The sequence below is a fragment of the Arthrobacter sp. NPDC080073 genome, assembly GCF_040686575.1.
Taxonomy (GTDB): Bacteria; Actinomycetota; Actinomycetes; order Actinomycetales; family Micrococcaceae; genus Arthrobacter.
In genome coordinates this window covers 125,687-144,142 of record NZ_JBFBKR010000007.1, presented here as the reverse complement: position 1 = coordinate 144,142, position 18,456 = coordinate 125,687, and the positions used below count along the sequence as shown (strand labels likewise).

The following is an 18,456-nucleotide window of genomic DNA, read 5'->3' as shown; positions in this document are numbered from 1 at the left end:
GACTTCTCTCGCTCCCCGTCTTGTTTGATGAGGATGACAGCCCTCCTGCCTCGAGCCGCCAGCATGGCCAGCGTCATCACATGAGCGGTCTCACCGATTACCATAAGATGTAATAAGAATATCAGGTTTACTGATCATCTAACGAGCTCAGTGCCACGCTTCTCGTTTGATATACCCTCAGGGCTGGTTTGCACCAGTGACATAGCGGGGCAAAGTCACTAGGTTCAAGAATCCTGACGATCTGGCCAATAATGAATCGCATGAGTGCGCGAGACGGGATGCCGGCTTCATTGAAAACCGCTGATGTCACAGTTCTGTATTTGATTAAGCAGGTCGAGCTGGCGGTTCGACATCGCCTGGACGAGACTGTCTCAGGAATGGGCTTGACGGCCCTGCAGTACACGGCGTTGACCGTCCTTGAGAGACATCCGGGGATGACGTCGGCCGAACTGGCGCGAAATTCCTTCGTAAGAGCGCAGACCATGGCCCAAATGACCACATTCCTAGAGAGCCGTGGCCTGGTCCGCAAGGAGGCGGATCCGCGTAGCAAGAGGCAGTACTTGATTTTTCTTAGCGATCAGGGGCAGAACGCCGTCGATAGTCTGCGCGCCGACGTTGCGGAGGTCGAGCAGGCAATGCTCGCCGACTTCGGCGAGCAGGAAGTGGTTCAGTTCACCAACATGCTCCGCAGATGCAGAGTAGGCCTAAGCGGCAGCCATCCCCACTAGGCCCAAAAGAGCCATCCGGATCGAGGCTGACTGAGACGGGCTGCGGCGTGGCTTTCGATGAAAGCAACGCCGCAGCACTTTGCCGGACCGGCTCAGTTCCCAGCCGGGCGGCTAGCCGAGCAGTTCCACGCATCCATGAAGCGCAACGATTAGACTACCGCGCCAACTCGGATCAGGTCTTTGAGCTCAATGCCTTCGTCGGCGGCCTCCAGAATGCTCACAGGTATTCGCGCGGCAAGCAGTTTGCGTGCGGCCATGTGGTCGCGGGGCCGATTCACCGACTCCACGGCAATGAGCTCGCCATCGGCGAAGCAGAGAACCGAAAAAGAGCCGGAAAGCGGGTCCCCCCGCACGACAGTGCTGTCGTATCCCTCAATCAGCCCGGCCATTTGCAGTTTGCTGTCGAACTGGTCCGTCCAGAACCACGGCACCTTGTCATAGTCACAGCCGGCACCAACGATGGCAGCAGCCACCGCCCGCGCATGCTCCACACATGTCTGAATGGACTCAATCCGCCGCAGCCCTGACTGTGTCGGGAAGGCAGCACAATCTCCGATAGCGAAGATGCGGGAGTCACTGGTCCGCAGCGTGGAGTCCACGACGACCCCGCCGTTTATTGCCAGACCAGCAGTCACGGCCAGTTCCACATTCGGATCAACCCCGATACCGACCACAATGATGCCGGCTGAATAGCGTTTCCCGTCGGCCGTCACTACACCGTCCGCCTGTCCGGAAGGAGCACTGATGGACCGTACAGCGGAGTTGGCAACGAGGCGTACGCCATGACGCCGATGTTGCTGTTCAAAGTAGCGGGCGACCGGTAGCGAAACTGACCTGGCCATAGGCCTGTCACGACTCATCAGAACCGTTACGTCAGCGCCGTGCTTCCGTGCCGCGGCGGCTACTTCGAGCCCAATAAAACCGCCGCCGATAATCACCACTTGCCGGCCATCGGCAGACTTGAGCTTTTCCTGGAGCTTCTGCGCTTCGGTGAGGGTCCGCAGATAGTGAACACCCTGCGCATCGGCCCCCGGGAGGCTCAGGCGTCGATTCCGAGCACCGGTGGCAAGGACAAGAGTGTCATAAGCCAAAGGGCTCCGGCCTTCAAGTTCGAGATGCCGTCTGGAACGATCGATTGCCGTTGCCAGGTGTCCGGAAAGCAGCGTGATTCCACGTGATTCGTAGAACTCTGCAGGCCTCAGGATGATGCTGTCATCGTCGTAGCTGGCAGCCAGGAAGGCTTTGGACAGCGGAGGACGCTGGTAGGGGACTCCGTGTTCGTCTCCGATGACCGTAATCGGCCCGGCGAAGCCCTTCGCACGCAGCGTCACCGCTGTTTCACATCCGGCCTGGCCGGCGCCGACAATGACGACGCCAGCTGTGCCGGTCATATCTGGGCCTTCGGCAGCCTGATGGTGATGCCGTCGAGTTCCTCGGTTACCACAATTTGGCAACTGAGCCTGGATTCGTCTGTCCGTTCACAGACAGTGTCCTCGAGCATGACATCCTCAGCGTCACTGAGGGGCTGGAGGGCGTCCTGCCAGGGCGCCCCGACGTACACGTGGCAAGTTGCGCACATTGCCTGCCCGCCGCACTCCCCTACGATGCCGTCCACGCCGGAGGTCTGCGCGGTCTGCATGACCCGCTTGCCCGGAAGGACATCCACCGAGGTCTTGTCTCCGTCAGCGCTAATGTAATGGATTGTTGGCATGGTCTGTCCTTTCAGGCGATGCAATGGGCAGGTTTCAGGCGATGAGCTCTTCGCGCCCATCGTCCTTGAGGCTCTGGATGTACAGCGGGAAGAGGTGCTTGGTGCTGGGAACCAGCTTCAAGACCTTGATGACTGAGCCTTCGGCTTTTACGTCGCCTTTTGCCATGGCGATTGTCATGTTGACCTTTCCCTGCCAGAACCGGTTGGCCGTGTCTGTGGACATCCGCAGAGTGGCATTGGGGGCTGTAGGTGCGTCGCTGACGCTGGGGTAGACCTTTCGGGCGGGCAGGTCCAGAACCACTTCGCTCTCCGGGTCATGGCAGGCCACCAGCAGCACCGCTCCGGTGGCTGCGAGGTTCGGGCCGAGTTCGGGGTCGGCATAGGCGGTTTCGAAGATGCCGCCTACGTATTTGTGCAGATCTGTCGTATTGGTGTATCCGGGCATTTTGGATCCTCTCCATCGAGGGTGGGTATTTGAGTGGGTTCGTTTAGCTGGGTGCGTCGGGGCCGTCGGCGTGACCCGCAAGGGAGTTCAGTCAGGGGGCGATGATGTCTTCATTGCTGAAGTGAAGTGCGGCGCCCCCGGTTGCGAAGTTGCCCAGGTCAGCTGTGGCTGCTTGACCTTCCGGTGTGGCCAGGGCGGCCAGGGCCTGTTCCTTGGATTCAAAGGAAATCTCGGCAATCAGGTAGTTGTCCGGAGTGGTTCCGTCGAAGGTTTCCGTCTTTCCTGCTGCGAACCGGGTTACGCCTGGAATCTGAGATGCAAGCGGAAGATGCTTCTCGTAGTAGTAGCTGTCGAACGCTTCGGGGTCAGTCGGCTGTTTGTATCCGATGCTGATGCGGTAGGCCATGGTGATTTCTTTCTCGAGGTCCGGTGCCGGCGCTATGGCTGGTCAGAGGGAAGCGGGTTGGTTGCAGGGTCCCATTCCACGAGGACGTGTTCCGGCCCGCGGAAGGAAGTGTTGGGTAGGTACGTGAAGTCCTGCCCCTGTTTGAGTCTTAGCCCGGGGAGGCGTCGGGTGAGTTCGGTGAGGAAGACCTTCATCTCCAGACGGGCAAGGGAAGCTCCCATGCAGGTATGGATTCCGAGGCCGAACGTTAGGTGCCTGCGGGCATTGGCCCGGTTGATATCAAAGACATCAGGCTCGGGGAAGATGCTTTCGTCCCGGTTTGCTGAAGCCATGACGATCAGCAGGCGGGAGCCGGCAGGGATCTCCACGCCGCCAACAACGGCGTCCTCGGTGGTCATTCGACGCCATGCGACAACGGAGCCGCTGAAGCGGAGGCATTCCTCGACTGCCTTCGGAATGAGATCAGGATCCTCAACGATGGCTTCCCACGCTTCGCGGTTTTCCAGCAGCGTCCGCAGGGCGTTGCCTGATGCGTTGGTCGTCGTCTCATGGGCAGCAAGAATGCCGCTCATCATGATGTTTTGAAGGTAGTTGTCCGTGATCAGGCCAGGATGCTCTGCCTGGACGCGGATTGCGTGGGGAATCCATCCGGGTGCGTCCGGAGTTTTCTTCAAACGCTCGACGAGTTCGCCGGCGAAGGTCCAAAAGGCGGCCATGCCTTCAGCTACGCGGACCTGCTCGCTCACCTCAGGACGGCCCCAGGTGAAAAGCGTCTGTTGCATTCCGAATTGACGGCAGGTTTCGATGTCTTCGTCCGGGACTCCGAGGAAGATGAGGGCGACGATGCAGGGCACCTCGTAAAAGAGGTCATCGACAAGGTCAGCTTTTCCGCGTGCTGCGAATTTGTCGATGTAGGTGTTGATGACTTCGCGGATGCGCGGCTCCAGCAGAGCCACTGAGTCCTGCTCGAAAGGTTGGAAGAGGGCGCGGCGCCGCTCACCGTGGATAGGTTCGTCCTCGTTGACGATGGTTGGGCCCGGCGCGAAATCGCTGGCATCCAGGATGTCGAGGGCTTCATCGGAAATTGGAGTGACCTGCTCAAGAGTGATTGCTGCCGAGAACAGATCCGGGTTCTTGAAAATCTCCTTGACGTCGTTGTACCGGGTGACTACCCAGTAGTCCAGAACGGGGCTGTAAAAAACAGGCTCGTTGCGCCGCGCCTCGGCGAGAGCGACTGCAGGGTCGGCCTGGTATGCGCCACGGAAGGGATCGAACTCCGCTGCTCCTTCGGTGACCGGACACCCCGTCGGAGACGTCAAGGCGGAGGCAGGCCCCCCGAACCCAGTTACGGGGCAGACTCCTGCAACTGGATGCGGAGAATCCAACTTCATTGACTGAGTGCTGTCGACTGACATCATTGTCCTTTCCTGATACCGCGTCCTGCGGTGTACCAACTGATGTTAGGCAGGTCACACGAGGCGGAAAAGCCGCGAAACGAGTGGTGATATCCGGAAAGCGCAGGGTGGCTGGCGGGTACGCGGAAACCGGCGGATTATCAGGTTTCCTTGCAGTTAGTCCGCAGGTCTGTTCCAATGGGACGATGAGCAACCATGTTGTTCGGCCCGCCCTTGGCAACGCAACCCGGGGGTCTGAACCCCGTCACCTGCGAAGTGCGGACGTGGATGAAGCCCGTTCGATTGGCACTGACCTTTACTACCCCCACCGACTTAGAGTTGCTGACCTTTCAGCCGATTTCAGGATGCGCGTTGACGCCTTCGACGCCGGACCCCTGACCGTAGGGACTATCGAATACAGCACGAACGTGCGCGTGGAAACGCAGGCACTCGATGTTGCCTATCACCTTAACGTCCCGTTGGAAGGTCAACTCCGTACATCGACCGGAAAAAATCAGATCATCGCTACGCCACAGCGGGCTGCTTTATACCGCCGAGACCAACCCACAGTGATAGAAGGTTGGGACAGCCAATGCCGCATGCTGGCCATAAAATTTCCGCGAGGGGTCCTGGAAGCTCATCTGGGATCTCTCATCGGAAAACCAGTCACCAAGGCCATCGCCTTCGAACCTTCGCTTGATCTCAACGATCCATGGGCGAGGGAATGGTGGTCGTTCGTGGAAATCCTGATCCGCCAGTTGGGAAATCCGAATTCATTGGTACGAAACCCGATGATGCTGACATCGATCGCCGACAATGTCATGACCGGACTGTTGCTGTCCAGCGACCACCAGTACAGACCTGACTTGGAGGCCCTTAGCCCGGATGCAGCGCCGGCGGCCGTAAGGAAGGCAGTGGAGATCATGGAGTCCTCACCGGAGAAGCCCCTGACGGTGGCCGACCTCGCGGCGGCCTGCGGGGTTGGAGTGCGTTCGCTGCAAACGGGATTCAAAAATACGTTTGAGATGTCCCCACTTGCCTATTTGCGGGAGATCCGGCTCCTGCGCGCGCAACGGGAGCTAGTGGCTGGCACGCATGAAACAAGTACGGTAGCGGAAGTTGCGTCCACCTGGGGCTTCTCCCACCTTGGTCGATTCGCTGCCGATTATGCAGCCCGCTTCGGTGAGCTTCCCTCGGATACTCTGCGGCGGTAGATACTCCTACGTAGTAGATGCCGGTTGTCGGGACAATTTTCAACAGGCGCCGCTTGCGTCGCCCAGTCCAAGATAGGCATCCGGGCTGCCAGATGGCCGGAAGGGACGGAGCGGTCGCGTGGAAGCCAGCGACGTTCGATGAGGTGACGACGCCGAGGAGCGCGCCAACGATGATCGCCAGGAAGGCCTAGCTAAATGCCAGGCCGAAGATGACGTAGATCAGCGCAGAGGCGGCCAGCGAACTGAGCAGCAGGTGCCCGCAGCGCAGGAAACTTCGAGAATGCCGGTCATGAGGCTGTAGTACCGGGATCCCCAAAACTCCGTGATGCACGTCATGGAAACTTCTTGACAAACTTGTACAAGTATTTCCATACTGATGGGGCAAGGTTTCAACGAAGCAACTGGAGGACCGATGGCCGCAAAACTGACTGACGTCGCAAAGCTCGCGGGAGTGTCGCTCGCAACGGCGTCACGGGCCTTTGGCGATCCGGGCCGGCTTGCTGCTGAAACCCGGCAGAAAGTCATGGACGCGGCCGTTCAGCTTGGCTACGACGTCCCGGGGCTCTCGGGCAGCCGGACGTTCGGTGTCATCGTCCCGGACATCTCCAACGCCGTCTTCGCGGCCCTGATCAAGGCCATCCAGGACCAAGCCTGGCACGGGCGGCACCGCATGGTCCTCGCTGATACCTCCGAGTCGTCCACCCGTGAACGTGAGCACTTGTCCGCTTTTGCATCCGGGGTAGACGGCATCATTCTGTGCTCCCCCCGGCTCCCGTCCAAGGACATCCACGACCTTGCCGGCACCGCACCGCTCGTGGTGATCAACGGCGAAGCCGAGCATGCAGCGCGGGTGTTGATGGAAGTCGGCGAGGGACTCCGCCAGGCGGTGGAACACCTTTATGCGTTGGGGCACCGGAAGCTGGCCTACGTTCCCGGCCCGGCGTCCTCTTGGGCCAACAGCCAGCGCCTCGCCGCAGTCACACGCCTTTGTGATGAGTGGGGCATTGAACTGGTCACCGTTGGTAACCAGAACGCCACGGTCGACGGCGGCCTTGCCGCCTCTGCTTCGGTGGTCGCGAGCGGTGCCACGGCCGTCATCGCGTACAACGACCTGGTGGGCATCGGCGTGCTCGCCGGCGCGCGGACCCTCGGTTACCACTGCCCTGAGGACATCAGTGTGGTGGGTATCGACGATCTTGACATCGCTGCGGCGGCCGAGCCAGGGCTGACCTCGGTCCGTGTACCTATTAGCCGAAGCGGCTCCTTGGCCCTGGAACTCCTGCTCGAACAAATTGCCGGAAAACCGACTGCCACCGAGGCGGTCCACCTCAACTCCCAGCTCATCGTGCGCGGATCAACCTTCGCCGTCCGCAACGCAGACCACACTCTCCAGGGAAAGTAACGATGAGAATCGTCATCGCAGACTCCAACCTGATGCCGCAACGCGCCACCTTCGAAGCGGCACTGCCGGAAGGCACCGTCACCTCCTGGCACGAGAGTTGGAACGAACACTCGGTCCTGACAGACCTGAAAGACGCCGACGTCTATGTAGGACCGAAGTTCACCGCTGCCATGGGCGCCGAGGCCCGGAACCTACGGCTGGTCCACGTCGCCGGGGCCGGCTATGACGGGATCGATGCCGACGCGCTGCCAGCCGGGGCCGTCTGCGCCAACACTTTCCACCACGAAGGCTCCATCGCCGAACACATCGCCACCGTGCTCGTGGCGCTGCGCCGCAACCTGCTGGGCCAGGATGCCGCCCTGCGCACCGGCGTCTGGTCCTCCTCGGTCTACTCCCCCGACATCCGCCAGCCAGAAACGCTGCGCGGCGCTGTGGTGACCTTCCTCGGCTTCGGCCACATCGGCAGCACCGCCTGGAACCTGCTGCAGGCCTTCGGCGCGGAAGGCATTGCCATCACCCGCAGCGGCTCCGTCAGCGCCGAAGAACACTCCCTGCGGTGGACCGGGACCACGGACCGCCTGGGCGAGGCCCTCAGCGAATCCGACGTGCTGGTGGTCAGCATCCCGCTCGACGCCGGAACCACCTCCCTGATCGGCGCGGCGGAACTGGACGACCTCGGCCCCGACGGGCAGATCGTCAACGTCGCCCGCGGGCCCGTCGTCGACGAAACCGCGCTCTACGAGGCGCTGAAGGACCGCCGGATCGCCGGCGCCGCCATCGACGTCTGGTACCAGTACCCCGGCCCGGAGGGACGCGGGGAACCGTCAGCCCTGCCCTTCGGCCGCCTGGACAACATCATCATGACCCCACACTCCTCCGGCGTCACCGCCGAAACCTTCCGCGGCCGCGCAACCGAAATCGCTGAAAACATCACCCGACTGTCCACGAACCAGCCCCTGAAGAATGTAGTGATCTCCCGATGACCCGAAAAATCGTCGACGTCGACGTCATAGTCACCAGCCCAAGCCGCAACTTCGTCACCCTCAAAATCACCACAGACGACGGCATCGTCGGCTGGGGCGACGCCACCCTGAACGGCCGGGAACTCTCCGTAGCCAGCTACCTCCGCGACCACCTCTCCCCCGCCCTGCTCGGACGGGACGCCGACCGCATCGAAGACGCCTGGCAGTACTTTTACCGGGGTGCCTACTGGCGCCGAGGACCAGTCACCATGGCCGCCATCGGAGCGATCGACCTCGCCCTCTGGGACATCAAGGGCAAGGCGCTGGGCGTACCCGTCTACCAGCTGCTCGGCGGAGCCGCCAGGGACAAGATCCTCAGCTACACCCATGCGACCGGCTGGGACCTCCCCGAACTTCTCGACTCCGTTGACCGCCGCCGCGAACAAGGCTTCCGTGCCGTCCGCGCCCAGTCAGGGGTCCCCGGCCTGGACAAGGTCTACGGCGTCACCAAGGGAGCTGCCGGCTATGAGCCCGCCGGCCGCGGCGCCGGACCGGTCGAAGAGGACTGGGACACTTCCGCCTACCTCCGCCACGCCCCGAAAGTCCTGACCGCGGTCCGCGAGCACGTCGGGCCCGAACTGAAGCTGCTCCACGACGTCCACCACCGTCTCAACCCCACCGAAGCCGCGCGCCTAGCCCGGTCCCTCGAAGACGTAGACCTGTTCTGGCTCGAAGACGTGACCCCGGCCGAAAACCAGCGTCTCCTGCGCACCCTTCGCCAGCAGACCACCATCCCGCTGGCCATCGGCGAGGTCTTCAACACCATCTGGGACTGTGAGCAACTCATCACAGAACGCCTCATCGACTTCATCCGCACCGCCGTCGTCCACGCCGGAGGCATCTCCCACGTCCGCAAAATCCTGGCGCTGGCCGAGGTGTACCAGATCAAGGGCGCACCGCACGGCCCCTCCGACGTGTCCCCGATCAACCTGTCGGCATCGCTGCACCTCGGCCTTGCGACCAGCAACTTCGCCATCCAGGAATACATGGGCTACGACCCCCTGGTGTCGGAGGTTTTCCAATCCAGTTTCCGGTTCGAGGACGGCTACCTCCACCCCGGCGAAGAACCCGGCCTCGGCGTCCACGTCGACGAAGCAGCGGCAGCCCGGTTCCCCTACAAACAGGCCTACCTGCCCATCGCCCGGGAACTCGACGGCTCCATGAAGGACTGGTGAACCATGGCCACCTCCCCACTGACCGCGGCCATCCCCGGAATACTGCGGCGGCCGGCAGCACCGGCCCCCGGGATTGTCCATCTGGGCCTGGGCAACTTCCACCGCGCACACCAGGCCGTCTACACCGACGCCGCCATCACCACTCACGGCGGTGACTGGGGCATCATCGGCGTCGCCAGCCGCTCCACCACCATCCCGGACGCAATGCATGCCCAGGACATGCTCTACACCGTGGTGGAAATTTCACCCAAGGGCTCAGGTTTCACTGTTCCCCGCGTACACACGGACGCCTTCACGGCCGCCGCCGACCCGGACCGCGTAGCAAAGGCAATCGGCGACGCCGGCACCAGGATCGTGTCCCTCACCGTCACCGAGAACGGCTACAACTACACCCCCGCCACCGGCTCACTCAACCTCCAGGACCCGGCAATCCGGCACGATCTGGCCCACGCCGGCTCACCGCAGACTCCGATCGGGCAGATTGTCCGCGGCCTGCAGCACCGGTCCCGGTCCCACGGCGAACCCGTCGCCATCCTCAGCTGCGACAACCTGGCCGGCAACGGCCACCACACCCAGCGGTTGGTCCGCGAATTCGCATCCCTGCTCCCGGCCGCAGAAGCCGCCGAAGCCCTGGCCTTCATCGACGCCCGCACCAGCTTCCCCTCCTCCATGGTGGACCGCATCGTGCCGGCCACCACGGACCACTACCGGAGGATGGTCGCATCCCACCGGGGCTACGACGACCGGATCCCGGTCCCCGCCGAACCGTTCAGCATGTGGATCATCGAGGACAACTTCATTTCCGGTCGCCCCACCTGGGAGGACGGCGGAGCAGTGTTCTCCGACGAGGTGGCCGGGTACGAGCAGCTGAAGGTCCGGCTCCTCAACGGCACGCACTCCCTCATCGCCTACCTCGGGGCCCTGACCGGGGCCGTCACCATCCCCGAATCCGTTTCGCACCCTTCCATCGAACTGGCTGCCCGTTCCGTGCTCCGCCACGAGTACCTGCCCACCGTTTCGGTGCCACGCGATGTCGACGTGGACGCCTACGAGGAAGAGCTCTTCACCCGCTGGCGCAACACGGCCCTCGGCCACCGCACCAGCCAGGTGGGATCCGACGGATCCGTCAAACTCCGCCAGCGAATCCCGCTCCCTGCACTGCAGCTGCTCGACGACGGCGGGATGCCCCAGCTCCTGGCCCTCACCACCGCCGCGTATCTCGCATGCATCGCCCCGCTGCGAGGCTTCGATCCCGGACCACAGGCCCACGCCATGGATGACCCGGCACGCGCACTGCTGGCCGGCCTCGCAGCAGGATCCCGCTCCGGGCACGACCTCGCCCGCAAGGTCATCGGCGACCACCACCTCCTTGGCGAGGAACTGGCCGAACGCGACGCCTTCATCTGCCGCACCGGCGAGTTCATCGACATCATTCACACAGCGGGACCACTGGCCGCCATCACAGAAGCCGGAACACCCGTTTCCCTCGCTTCAGCCCCGGCCCTGCAGACCACACGGAGCACACCATGACCACCCAAGCCATCCACGAAACGAACACGCCTGCGCTTCCCACCGGCACCCAGGCCGCCGTGCTGCACGGCGCCCGCGATCTGCGCATCGAGCACAAACCACTGACACCCCTGGGCCCGGATGACCTCCTGGTCGAAATGCGCTCCGGCGGAATCTGCGGCTCGGACATGCACTACTTCGCCGAGGGACGAAACGGCACCAACGTGCTGCGCCAGCCCACCGTCCTGGGACACGAAGGCGCCGGCGTGGTCATCGCCGCGGGACCCAACTCGAAATTGGCCCCCGGCACCGCCGTCGTCATTGAACCTGCACTGCCCTGCCGGGAATGCGCCACCTGCCTCTCCGGACGCTACAACCTCTGCCCCACCGGAACCTGCTTCGGATCTCCCCCGACCGATGGTCTTTTCGCGCGCCACGTGGTGGTCCCCGAAGCCGCCGTCCACCCCTTGCCGGACACCATCCCGGCCGAAATCGGCGCCGCGATCGAACCGCTCGCCGTCGCCGTTTGGGCCGTCGAACGGGCGCAGGTCCGCAAAGGCCACCGCGTCCTGATCACCGGCGCCGGACCCATCGGACTGCTCGTCGCCCGTGTCGCGGCATCCCGAGGCGCCGCCGAAATCGTAGTGACGGACGTCAACGACGACTGGCTATCGGGCTCCTGCCGACCTTTGGCCAGATCGGCATCGTCGCCCCGGTCCTGCTCTGCGTCTGCCGCGCAGCCCAGGGCTTTGGCGCCGGCGCCGAACAGTCCGGCGGCGCCACCCTGCTCACCGAATCTGCCGCGCCCGGCACCCGCGGCAAGATCGCCTCACTCATCATGGTCGGCGCCGCTGCCGGAACCGCCCTCGGCGCTCTCGTGTGGATCGCGGCCCAGTCCCTCGCCCCGAACGACATGCTGACTTGGGGCTGGCGGCTCGTGTTCCTGTCCAGCATCTTTGTCACCATCGCCGCCCTGATCATCCGGCGCAAGCTCGATGAGTCCCCCGTCTTCGAAGAAATCAAGCAGGCCCGCACCGTCCCCCCGGCCCCGCTGAAGGAAGTTGCCAAGAACGGCAAGGCCAACGTCCTGCGGGTCATCCTCATGAATCTCGGCGTCAGCACCCAGTCCTACACCATCCAGGTGTTCATGGCCTCCTACCTGATCACCGTCGTCGGAACCGACCCCAAGTTCATCCCCCCGGTCCTCCTCATCGGTGCACTGTGCGGCGGGATCGCAGCCGTGTCCTTCGGAATCCTGTCGGACAAGCTCGGCCGCCGGCGCGTCGTATCGCTCATCACCGGGGCACTGGTCCTCTTTCCGGCACCGGCCTTCATGCTCCTCACCACCGGGTCCCCCGTGGCCATTGTCCTGGTGATCGTCGTGGGCTTCATGCTGGCCTGCCAGGGCGTCGTCGGCGTCCATATGAGCTACTTCCCCGAAATCTTCGGCAGCCGCTACCGCTACGCCGGCGTCACCCTGGGTCGCGAATTCTCCTCCATCATCGGCGGCGGTGTCGCACCAATGATCTGCGCCGGGCTGCTGGGGCTCTTCAGCAACTCCTGGATCCCGGTCGCCATCTACATGTCGCTGACCATGGTGGTCAGCTTCATCGCAACCCGGCTCACGCCGGAAACGCTCAACCGCGACCTCACCGATCCCGAAGACGCCCGGCACCACAGCGAAACCTCCACCGCCACGGCCGGTTCGACGGTCAACGCGACGGCCGCCCAGCACGCCAAATAGCACCCTTGAACACCCGACGGCGGCACGCGCCGCCGTCGGGAATGTCACCATCGCACACCTGACCAGAAGGAAATCCAATGCAGCGCCTCGATGACCAGGGCACTCTTCGCCGCCCGGCCCCATCAGCCATTCTCAGCGCAACCCGGGTTGTGGCCGTCCTCCGTGCCGGTCATGCTTCCGAGTACGCCCCGATCATCGAGGCCCTCGAGCTGGGCGGGGTACGGAGCATCGAACTGACCTTGAGCACGCCAGGTGTCTGGGACGAACTTCCCCGCCTTCAGGAAAGGTTCGGCGACGCCCTGGAAATCGGCGTCGGAACCGTCACCACGGCCGCCGAAGCAGAAACCGCCCTGGACCTCGGCGCGGCATACGTCGTCACCCCCGTCACCGATCCGGACATTGTTTCCGCCTGCGTCCGCCGCGGCGCACCCGTTTACCCAGGCGGCCTTACCCCCACCGAACTCCATGTTGGATGGAAGCTGGGCGCCACAGCTGTCAAGGTGTTCCCCGCCTCCACCGTTGGTGCCGGCTATGTCTCACAGCTGCGCGGGCCCTTCCCAGACATCCAGGTCATCCCTTCCGGCGGCGTGGACATCGACGACGTCCCCGCCTGGATCCGGGCAGGAGCACTTGCGGTCAGCCTGGGCGGGCCGCTCCTGGGTAACGCCTTCAAAGGCGGCGACCTCCAGGAACTTACAGCCCGGGCCCGGCGCGTCCGCGACCTGGTGGACCAGACAGCAGCCCAGCTCGGAGAAGCCCGATGAACGACGTGCCATACGTTCTCACCTTCGGCGAAACCATGGCGCTGATGCGAACTGACCAGGTGGGGCCTCTCGCCCACGCATCCACACTGAGCCTGGGCATCGGCGGCTCGGAATCCAATGTCGCCATCGGGCTCCAACGGCTCGGCGTACAGGCTGTCTGGTGCGGACGCGTGGGAGCTGACTCGGTGGGCGCCCTGGTGGAGCGGGAAATCCGCGCCGAAGGCGTAGACGTCCGCGCCGCCGTCGACCCTTTCGCCCCTACCGGGCTAATGATCAAGGAACGCCGGACGCCCACCACCCAGCGCGTCAGCTACTACCGGTCCGGCAGCGCAGGATCCAGGATCACGCCGGAGGACATCAACGAACAACTGGTCTCCGGAGCTACCTTGCTGCACGTCACCGGCATCACACCCGCGCTTTCCACGCAGGCGGAATCAACCCTCAGGTATGCGGTGAACGCGGCGCGTGCCCACGGCGTGACCGTCTCCTTTGACCTGAACTACCGCGGAAACCTGTGGTCACCGGACGCTGCACATAGTGTCTACCGGGACATCATCCCGCTCGCCGACGTCGTGTTCGCAGGCGACGATGAAGCAGCGATCGCGGTCGGCACCGGCGACCCGGAGGAACTGGCCCGACGCATCTCTGCGCTCGGTCCAAGCCAGGCCGTCATAAAGCTCGGCGCGGACGGCTCGCTGGCCCTCATCGACGGCACAATATTCCGCCAAGAGGCAGTAGCCGTAGAAGCAGTGGACACAGTTGGCGCCGGCGACGCATTCGTCGCCGGATACCTGGCTGAACTCGTAGCAGGTCGGGAACCACAGGACAGGCTCATTACCGCCACGACAACCGGCGCATTTGCCTGCCTCGTTCCTGGTGACTGGGAAGGCCTCCCCCGCCGACACGAACTTCCGATGCTGCAGACACGCGAGCCCGTCAACCGCTAACGGCCACAAACCCATGGAGACCATGATGCCTTGACAAGCCCGGAAAGAACTCCCTACTTCATTGGCGCCTATACCGCCGCACCAAGCCTCTCGGGATGGGATCCCGTTGCTAAAGGAAAGTTTTTGGGGAATCTGCACACAGAGGATGAAGCCTGGTTCCTGCGACAGCTCCCGGAAGATGCGTCTTTCGTGGTGACGACGAACCCAGGGACCATGCCGCGTCGGCTGCCGCACTTGAAGCCTCGCGGACCGAACTTGCCGGCCGGGACACGACCGGCGCCCGCCTCGTCCTGCCACAGGTCATCCTTTCGGCATGGTGGTCAACCGATTTCCACCGGACTTTGGCCGATCCAGCCGCCGCCCACGCCCGCCTCGGTGAAGCTCGTGATGCCTTCGCAGGCGTAGTGCCGCGTGGTCCGCTCCAGTGCCGCCTCGATCTGATTGATCGAATACGGCAGGATCAGCTGCTGGATCAGTGCCTGCGCCGTTTCCTGCACGAGTCCCGTGGGCCTCCCCGCGGAGTCGCGGACGATCACGCCGCCGTCGGGATCTGCGTACGACGGCGATTCGGCACCTGCCAGCCGCAGTGCGGCCGTTCGCCAGTGATGCGGTCAAGTTCGCGGATGTCCGGGAACTCGCCGCCGTGCTGCTGCTGGCTGAAACCGGTGGCCATGAGCCAGGACTCTGCCTCGACGCCAGCGTCGGCGTCGGTCTCGGTGCCGCCACCGGCCATGGCGCCCCCGTGCGCTTCCCGCCGGCAAGGCCGGTGGCGTTGGCAGGAAGCGGGGTCATGAAGCCTTCCACGCGCTCAGGCTGCGCGGCGCTTTTCAGTGCTCCGAGGTCCGAGGCGTCAGAGCACCCACGCTTAATTGAAGGAACGGGGAAATCCATTGGACCACTCCACCGTCATTGTGGATGTCACCGGAAAGATCACCTGTAGCGGAATAGATGGGTCCGCGTTCAAGGTAGAGGTCGTCGCGCACGTGGAAGCGTGCTATCGATCCCCGGGCCACGTGTTCGGTCTCAATGACGGCGATGATCCTGTCCACTTTTCATTCGTATGCGATCGGCGCCGTTGCTGTTCAGCCGTAAAAGCGGCGCGCTCCGGCGGAACCGGGCGCACCTGAAGCAGGATAAATTCAAGACGCTTGGGTGGTGCTTAGAGGGCTGCTGCGCGTTCCCGGTAGGCCCGGACGTTGGCCCGGTTCCCGCAGACCTTGACGTCATGCGGTGTGGGCGATCATATTCTGGCGTGCCAGTTCGGCTTCGCCATCTTCAAAGGCGCGAAGGATCTCGGTGTGCTCCGCGATGGCGACAGTCGGGCGAGTGCTTCCAGCATCGGCGTCGGCGACACATCGAGCTCCTGGGCCATCCCGTCGATGCTGACCGGCGTGCCGGCCTCGAGCCGACCGTCTATCAACGCGATGAGAAGAGCTTCGTAGACGTGGTCGGGAGAACCTGCCTGCTGACGCCGCGGGAGGCCGGATCCTTGATTGCCATCAGGGAATCCTAAGGCTGCCAGGCCCCGACGGGCGTCACAGCACCGCCGATACCCCCGCCGCTGCTGGCGGAAGCGCCGGCTGCGTTGGCCGTCGGCCATGCGTCGGGGTTGAGCAGGTTGCGCGGCCGGCGGCCAGAAGCGACGTCGAGGACGGCTTCGAGCGCGCTGGCTGAAACGTCGCGCGTGAAATCCGCAGTCCAGCAAAGCGCGTGCGGCGAGAGCACGACGTTTTCCATTTGGAGGAGCTCGTCGTCGGCCGCCAGCGGCTCGGGCTCGAATACATCCAGCCCTGCCCCGGCGACCCGGTCACGCCGCAGGGCGTCGCGCAACGCGTCCGTATCCACCAGTCTGCCCCTGCCGATGTTGACCAGAAAGGCCGAGGGTTTCATGAGCTCCAGCTCCCGCTGGCCGATAAGCTTCTCGGTCTCAGGCGTAAGCGCGGCACACAGCACCACGTAGTCCGATGCCCTCAACAGCTCCTCAAGGCCGACCAGTTTCACTCCGAGCTCGTCGGCCTTCGGATGGTGGCCGCTGCGGTTGTTGCCCAGCAGCTTGAGCCCGAGCGGAGCCGCCATTCGGGCCAGTTCCGCCCCCACACTCCCAAATCCGACGATACCGAGCGTGGCACCGTCGATAGAAGAGCCGCGGTGCCGTTCCCGTTCCGCCCAAGAGGACGTTCGGGTCAGCCGGTGCTTGGCGAGCAGCTGGTGCGCAAGAACGAGGACCAGGGTGAGGCCAGCGGCGGCGAGCGGCTTGCGCACCGCCGTCGGCGTATTCGTCACCAAGACCCCGGACCGGGTGCAGGCGTCTAGGTCGATCGTGTCGTAGCCAGCGCCGAACCGGGCAACGAGCTTCAGCTGGGGTGCCGCCGCCATTGTCTCCTCACCGAAGTGGATATGACCGAGCGAAAGCACGGCATCCATCCCCTGAAGGTGCTCGCGAGGGATCGGATCCTCGTAACTGGGCAGTACGTGCCACTGGATGCCCGCGTTCGTCAAACGTTCAAGGCCAAGGTCGCCATGGATCGAGGTGCCGTCTGGCCGGACGGCATCGGCGGTGATGGCGACCCTGAACGGTGCCTGCCGGCTCATGCTCCGACTACTTCGGGCGCGCGTTCGGCATCGATCGGCCGGCGCACCAGACCGATATAGGCGACCGCCGCCAGGACCGCAATGACCCCGCCCAGGACGAAGGACGGCGTGTACGAGCCGGTCGCGTCGGCTATCATTCCGGCAATCAGCGGAGAGAACGCACCGCCGAAGTAGCCGCCGAAGTTCATGATGGCGCCCAGGGATGCGACTTGCTTTGTGTCAACGATGTCCCCCGGCATGGCCCAGGCAGCAGACGTCATGGTGGCAATGCACCCCATCGCGATACTCAGCACCACCATGGAGAGGGTGAGGTCGCTGATGAAGGGCACAAGGCATACCAAAACGCCGGAGGCGATCGAGGCGGCCACCATGACATGGCGCTTGGCGGCCAGAGGGCTGGTTCCAGGACGACGTGAGTACCGCGTGATGATGTAGCCGCCGATCAGGCCCATGACTGCCGCCACGAGGTACGGGACTGCCGCAAGGAAGCCTGTGTTGGCGATGCTGACGCCGCGCGCCTGCTGCAGATACAGGGGCAGGAAGACGATAAACATATTCCAAATCCAAATCACGCAGAAGAATCCTGCCATGAGCCCCCAGACTTGGCGGTGCTTGAACAAGGCAAACCAGGACACACTGGCGGCCGAGACGGCAGTATCGGTCCGGTCCCGCTGGATGAGCTCGAACTCCTTCGTGGTGAGCCTTCGGTGCTCCTCCGGCGAGCGGTAGAAGATGAAGAAGCCAACAGCCAGCAACAGCCCGATGACGCCGAGGAACACGAAGATGGCCTGCCAGCCGAAGCCAAGCAAGATCGCAGTGAGGATGGGCGGGGCGATCGCGGGTCCCCACTTGGAGCCGCTATCCCATACAGCGGTGGCCTGCGCGCGCTCCGCACGGGGAAACCATTCCGCGGTTACCTTGGCCGACGCCGGGCTGTTGGGCGCCTCGGTGATACCGAGCAAGGCACGGAAAGTGACAAATTGCCACATCCTACTGCCAAGCGCCATTAACGCTGTCGAAACGCTCCACAGCGCTATGGCGACAAAGTACATGCGACGAGCCCCGAGCTTGTCGATCAGCCACCCCGCCGGCAACTGGCTAAAGGCATAGACCCAAGAAAACACGGTTCCCAGCAAACCGATGTCCGTTTTGGTGAGCGCGAGTTGCTTAATCATTTCCGGAGCCGCGATAGCAATGGCGCTCCGGTCCATGTAGTTCACGATCCCGGCCAGCAGTGCCCAGCCCAGAATCCACCAGCGCAGATTCTTGATGGTCCTGCGAACAGCCGATTCGTGCGGCTTTGATTGAACGGTCTCCGTTGCCACAACCCACTCCTTTGTGTTCTTTGACAGGGCCCGTCATCGTCGGCGGCACCCGCTAATCATAGACCCTATAGGATCTAT

19 protein-coding genes and 3 pseudogenes are annotated in these 18,456 nt (G+C 63.4%); 10 read left to right on the top strand and 12 right to left on the bottom strand.

The genetic code is table 11. From position 1 onward, the window contains the following. Positions 1-260: 260 nt before the first annotated feature. Positions 261-728 carry a MarR family transcriptional regulator gene (locus tag AB0O52_RS10755; protein ID WP_364537342.1) on the top strand — a complete coding sequence of 156 codons (468 nt, stop codon included), beginning with the start codon at positions 261-263 and terminating at the stop codon, positions 726-728. A 149-nt stretch (positions 729-877) separates the two neighbouring features. Here the strand turns inward: AB0O52_RS10755 and AB0O52_RS10750 are convergent, their stop codons facing one another. The 5 genes from AB0O52_RS10750 to AB0O52_RS10730 all read right to left on the bottom strand — a co-directional run bounded on the left by AB0O52_RS10750 (position 878) and on the right by AB0O52_RS10730 (position 4,609). After that, positions 878-2,119, bottom strand: coding sequence for an FAD-dependent oxidoreductase (locus tag AB0O52_RS10750; protein WP_364537339.1), 1,242 nt, complete (start codon positions 2,117-2,119; stop codon positions 878-880). Beyond that, positions 2,116-2,439, bottom strand: coding sequence for a 2Fe-2S iron-sulfur cluster-binding protein (locus AB0O52_RS10745; protein ID WP_364537337.1), 324 nt, complete (start codon positions 2,437-2,439; stop codon positions 2,116-2,118). The genes AB0O52_RS10750 and AB0O52_RS10745 overlap by 4 nt, the downstream gene beginning before the upstream one ends. 34 nt (positions 2,440-2,473) lie before the next feature. After that, positions 2,474-2,884, bottom strand: coding sequence for an SCP2 sterol-binding domain-containing protein (locus AB0O52_RS10740; protein WP_364537334.1), 411 nt, complete (start codon positions 2,882-2,884; stop codon positions 2,474-2,476). Positions 2,885-2,975: 91 nt separating this feature from the next. Continuing rightward, positions 2,976-3,290: an EthD family reductase gene (locus tag AB0O52_RS10735; protein WP_364537331.1), complete on the bottom strand. Its 315-nt coding sequence runs from the start codon at positions 3,288-3,290 to the stop codon at positions 2,976-2,978. Between the two features lie 32 nt (positions 3,291-3,322). Continuing rightward, the gene (locus AB0O52_RS10730; RefSeq protein WP_364537328.1) at positions 3,323-4,609 is read right to left on the bottom strand and encodes a cytochrome P450; all 1,287 of its coding nucleotides are present in this window, start codon (positions 4,607-4,609) and stop codon (positions 3,323-3,325) included. Between the two features lie 281 nt (positions 4,610-4,890). Between AB0O52_RS10730 and AB0O52_RS10725 the strand changes: the two genes are divergently transcribed. The 9 genes and pseudogenes from AB0O52_RS10725 (at position 4,891) to AB0O52_RS10685 (ending at position 14,461) form a co-directional block, all read left to right on the top strand. After that, positions 4,891-5,898 (top strand): AraC family transcriptional regulator, encoded by a 1,008-nt coding sequence (locus AB0O52_RS10725; protein ID WP_364537325.1) that lies wholly within the window; start codon positions 4,891-4,893, stop codon positions 5,896-5,898. Between the two features lie 412 nt (positions 5,899-6,310). Next, the gene (locus tag AB0O52_RS10720; protein WP_364537323.1) at positions 6,311-7,300 is read left to right on the top strand and encodes a LacI family DNA-binding transcriptional regulator; all 990 of its coding nucleotides are present in this window, start codon (positions 6,311-6,313) and stop codon (positions 7,298-7,300) included. 2 nt (positions 7,301-7,302) lie between these two features. After that, positions 7,303-8,283 carry a 2-hydroxyacid dehydrogenase gene (locus tag AB0O52_RS10715; protein ID WP_364537320.1) on the top strand — a complete coding sequence of 327 codons (981 nt, stop codon included), beginning with the start codon at positions 7,303-7,305 and terminating at the stop codon, positions 8,281-8,283. Then, positions 8,280-9,497, top strand: a complete 1,218-nt coding sequence (manD, locus tag AB0O52_RS10710; RefSeq protein WP_364537317.1) for a D-mannonate dehydratase ManD — start codon at positions 8,280-8,282, stop codon at positions 9,495-9,497. Before AB0O52_RS10715 ends, manD begins: the two co-directional genes overlap by 4 nt. 3 nt (positions 9,498-9,500) lie before the next feature. Continuing rightward, a complete protein-coding gene (locus AB0O52_RS10705; RefSeq protein ID WP_364537314.1) occupies positions 9,501-11,027 on the top strand; it encodes a mannitol dehydrogenase family protein in 1,527 nt (508 codons plus the stop codon). After that, positions 11,024-11,464: pseudogene (locus tag AB0O52_RS10700) on the top strand (alcohol dehydrogenase catalytic domain-containing protein); the annotation flags it as partial. The gene AB0O52_RS10705 and the pseudogene AB0O52_RS10700, both read left to right, overlap by 4 nt. Continuing rightward, complete coding sequence (locus tag AB0O52_RS10695) at positions 11,353-12,750, top strand: MFS transporter (protein ID WP_364537311.1); 1,398 nt, start codon at positions 11,353-11,355, stop codon at positions 12,748-12,750. The pseudogene AB0O52_RS10700 and the gene AB0O52_RS10695, both read left to right, overlap by 112 nt. A gap of 77 nt (positions 12,751-12,827) precedes the next feature. Next, positions 12,828-13,514, top strand: coding sequence for a bifunctional 4-hydroxy-2-oxoglutarate aldolase/2-dehydro-3-deoxy-phosphogluconate aldolase (locus tag AB0O52_RS10690; RefSeq protein WP_364537308.1), 687 nt, complete (start codon positions 12,828-12,830; stop codon positions 13,512-13,514). Continuing rightward, complete coding sequence (locus tag AB0O52_RS10685) at positions 13,511-14,461, top strand: sugar kinase (protein WP_364537305.1); 951 nt, start codon at positions 13,511-13,513, stop codon at positions 14,459-14,461. Before AB0O52_RS10690 ends, AB0O52_RS10685 begins: the two co-directional genes overlap by 4 nt. A gap of 320 nt (positions 14,462-14,781) precedes the next feature. On the opposite strand, the gene AB0O52_RS10680 is transcribed toward AB0O52_RS10685, so the two are convergent. The 7 genes and pseudogenes from AB0O52_RS10680 to AB0O52_RS10650 all read right to left on the bottom strand — a co-directional run bounded on the left by AB0O52_RS10680 (position 14,782) and on the right by AB0O52_RS10650 (position 18,378). After that, positions 14,782-14,997 carry a hypothetical protein gene (locus tag AB0O52_RS10680; protein WP_364537302.1) on the bottom strand — a complete coding sequence of 72 codons (216 nt, stop codon included), beginning with the start codon at positions 14,995-14,997 and terminating at the stop codon, positions 14,782-14,784. After that, the gene (locus AB0O52_RS10675; RefSeq protein WP_364537299.1) at positions 14,994-15,194 is read right to left on the bottom strand and encodes a hypothetical protein; all 201 of its coding nucleotides are present in this window, start codon (positions 15,192-15,194) and stop codon (positions 14,994-14,996) included. The genes AB0O52_RS10680 and AB0O52_RS10675 overlap by 4 nt, the downstream gene beginning before the upstream one ends. A 94-nt stretch (positions 15,195-15,288) precedes the next feature. Beyond that, positions 15,289-15,510, bottom strand: a complete 222-nt coding sequence (locus AB0O52_RS10670; RefSeq protein ID WP_364537296.1) for a hypothetical protein — start codon at positions 15,508-15,510, stop codon at positions 15,289-15,291. A 110-nt stretch (positions 15,511-15,620) separates the two neighbouring features. After that, a pseudogene (locus AB0O52_RS10665) lies at positions 15,621-15,686 on the bottom strand (CGNR zinc finger domain-containing protein); the annotation flags it as partial. Between the two features lie 90 nt (positions 15,687-15,776). Then, positions 15,777-15,961: pseudogene (locus tag AB0O52_RS10660) on the bottom strand (GntR family transcriptional regulator); the annotation flags it as partial. 9 nt (positions 15,962-15,970) lie between these two features. Next, positions 15,971-17,053, bottom strand: a complete 1,083-nt coding sequence (locus AB0O52_RS10655) for an NAD(P)-dependent oxidoreductase (protein ID WP_364537293.1) — start codon at positions 17,051-17,053, stop codon at positions 15,971-15,973. After that, the gene (locus tag AB0O52_RS10650) at positions 17,050-18,378 is read right to left on the bottom strand and encodes an MFS transporter (protein WP_364537290.1); all 1,329 of its coding nucleotides are present in this window, start codon (positions 18,376-18,378) and stop codon (positions 17,050-17,052) included. The genes AB0O52_RS10655 and AB0O52_RS10650 overlap by 4 nt, the downstream gene beginning before the upstream one ends. Positions 18,379-18,456 lie beyond the last annotated feature (78 nt).

Excerpts from the sequence above, each read along its gene's own strand:
- AB0O52_RS10740 (WP_364537334.1), bottom strand. The coding sequence starts at position 2,884 with ATGCCCGGATACACCAATACGACAGATCTGCACAAATACGTAGGCGGC.
- AB0O52_RS10750 (WP_364537339.1), bottom strand. The coding sequence starts at position 2,119 with ATGACCGGCACAGCTGGCGTCGTCATTGTCGGCGCCGGCCAGGCCGGA.
- AB0O52_RS10695 (WP_364537311.1), top strand. The coding sequence starts at position 11,353 with ATGCGCCACCTGCCTCTCCGGACGCTACAACCTCTGCCCCACCGGAAC.
- manD (WP_364537317.1), top strand. The coding sequence starts at position 8,280 with ATGACCCGAAAAATCGTCGACGTCGACGTCATAGTCACCAGCCCAAGC.
- AB0O52_RS10675 (WP_364537299.1), bottom strand. The coding sequence starts at position 15,194 with ATGGCCGGTGGCGGCACCGAGACCGACGCCGACGCTGGCGTCGAGGCA.
- AB0O52_RS10725 (WP_364537325.1), top strand. The coding sequence starts at position 4,891 with ATGAGCAACCATGTTGTTCGGCCCGCCCTTGGCAACGCAACCCGGGGG.
- AB0O52_RS10755 (WP_364537342.1), top strand. The coding sequence starts at position 261 with ATGAGTGCGCGAGACGGGATGCCGGCTTCATTGAAAACCGCTGATGTC.
- AB0O52_RS10745 (WP_364537337.1), bottom strand. The coding sequence starts at position 2,439 with ATGCCAACAATCCATTACATTAGCGCTGACGGAGACAAGACCTCGGTG.
- AB0O52_RS10655 (WP_364537293.1), bottom strand. The coding sequence starts at position 17,053 with ATGAGCCGGCAGGCACCGTTCAGGGTCGCCATCACCGCCGATGCCGTC.
- AB0O52_RS10715 (WP_364537320.1), top strand. The coding sequence starts at position 7,303 with ATGAGAATCGTCATCGCAGACTCCAACCTGATGCCGCAACGCGCCACC.
- AB0O52_RS10720 (WP_364537323.1), top strand. The coding sequence starts at position 6,311 with ATGGCCGCAAAACTGACTGACGTCGCAAAGCTCGCGGGAGTGTCGCTC.
- AB0O52_RS10690 (WP_364537308.1), top strand. The coding sequence starts at position 12,828 with ATGCAGCGCCTCGATGACCAGGGCACTCTTCGCCGCCCGGCCCCATCA.
- AB0O52_RS10705 (WP_364537314.1), top strand. The coding sequence starts at position 9,501 with ATGGCCACCTCCCCACTGACCGCGGCCATCCCCGGAATACTGCGGCGG.
- AB0O52_RS10735 (WP_364537331.1), bottom strand. The coding sequence starts at position 3,290 with ATGGCCTACCGCATCAGCATCGGATACAAACAGCCGACTGACCCCGAA.
- AB0O52_RS10685 (WP_364537305.1), top strand. The coding sequence starts at position 13,511 with ATGAACGACGTGCCATACGTTCTCACCTTCGGCGAAACCATGGCGCTG.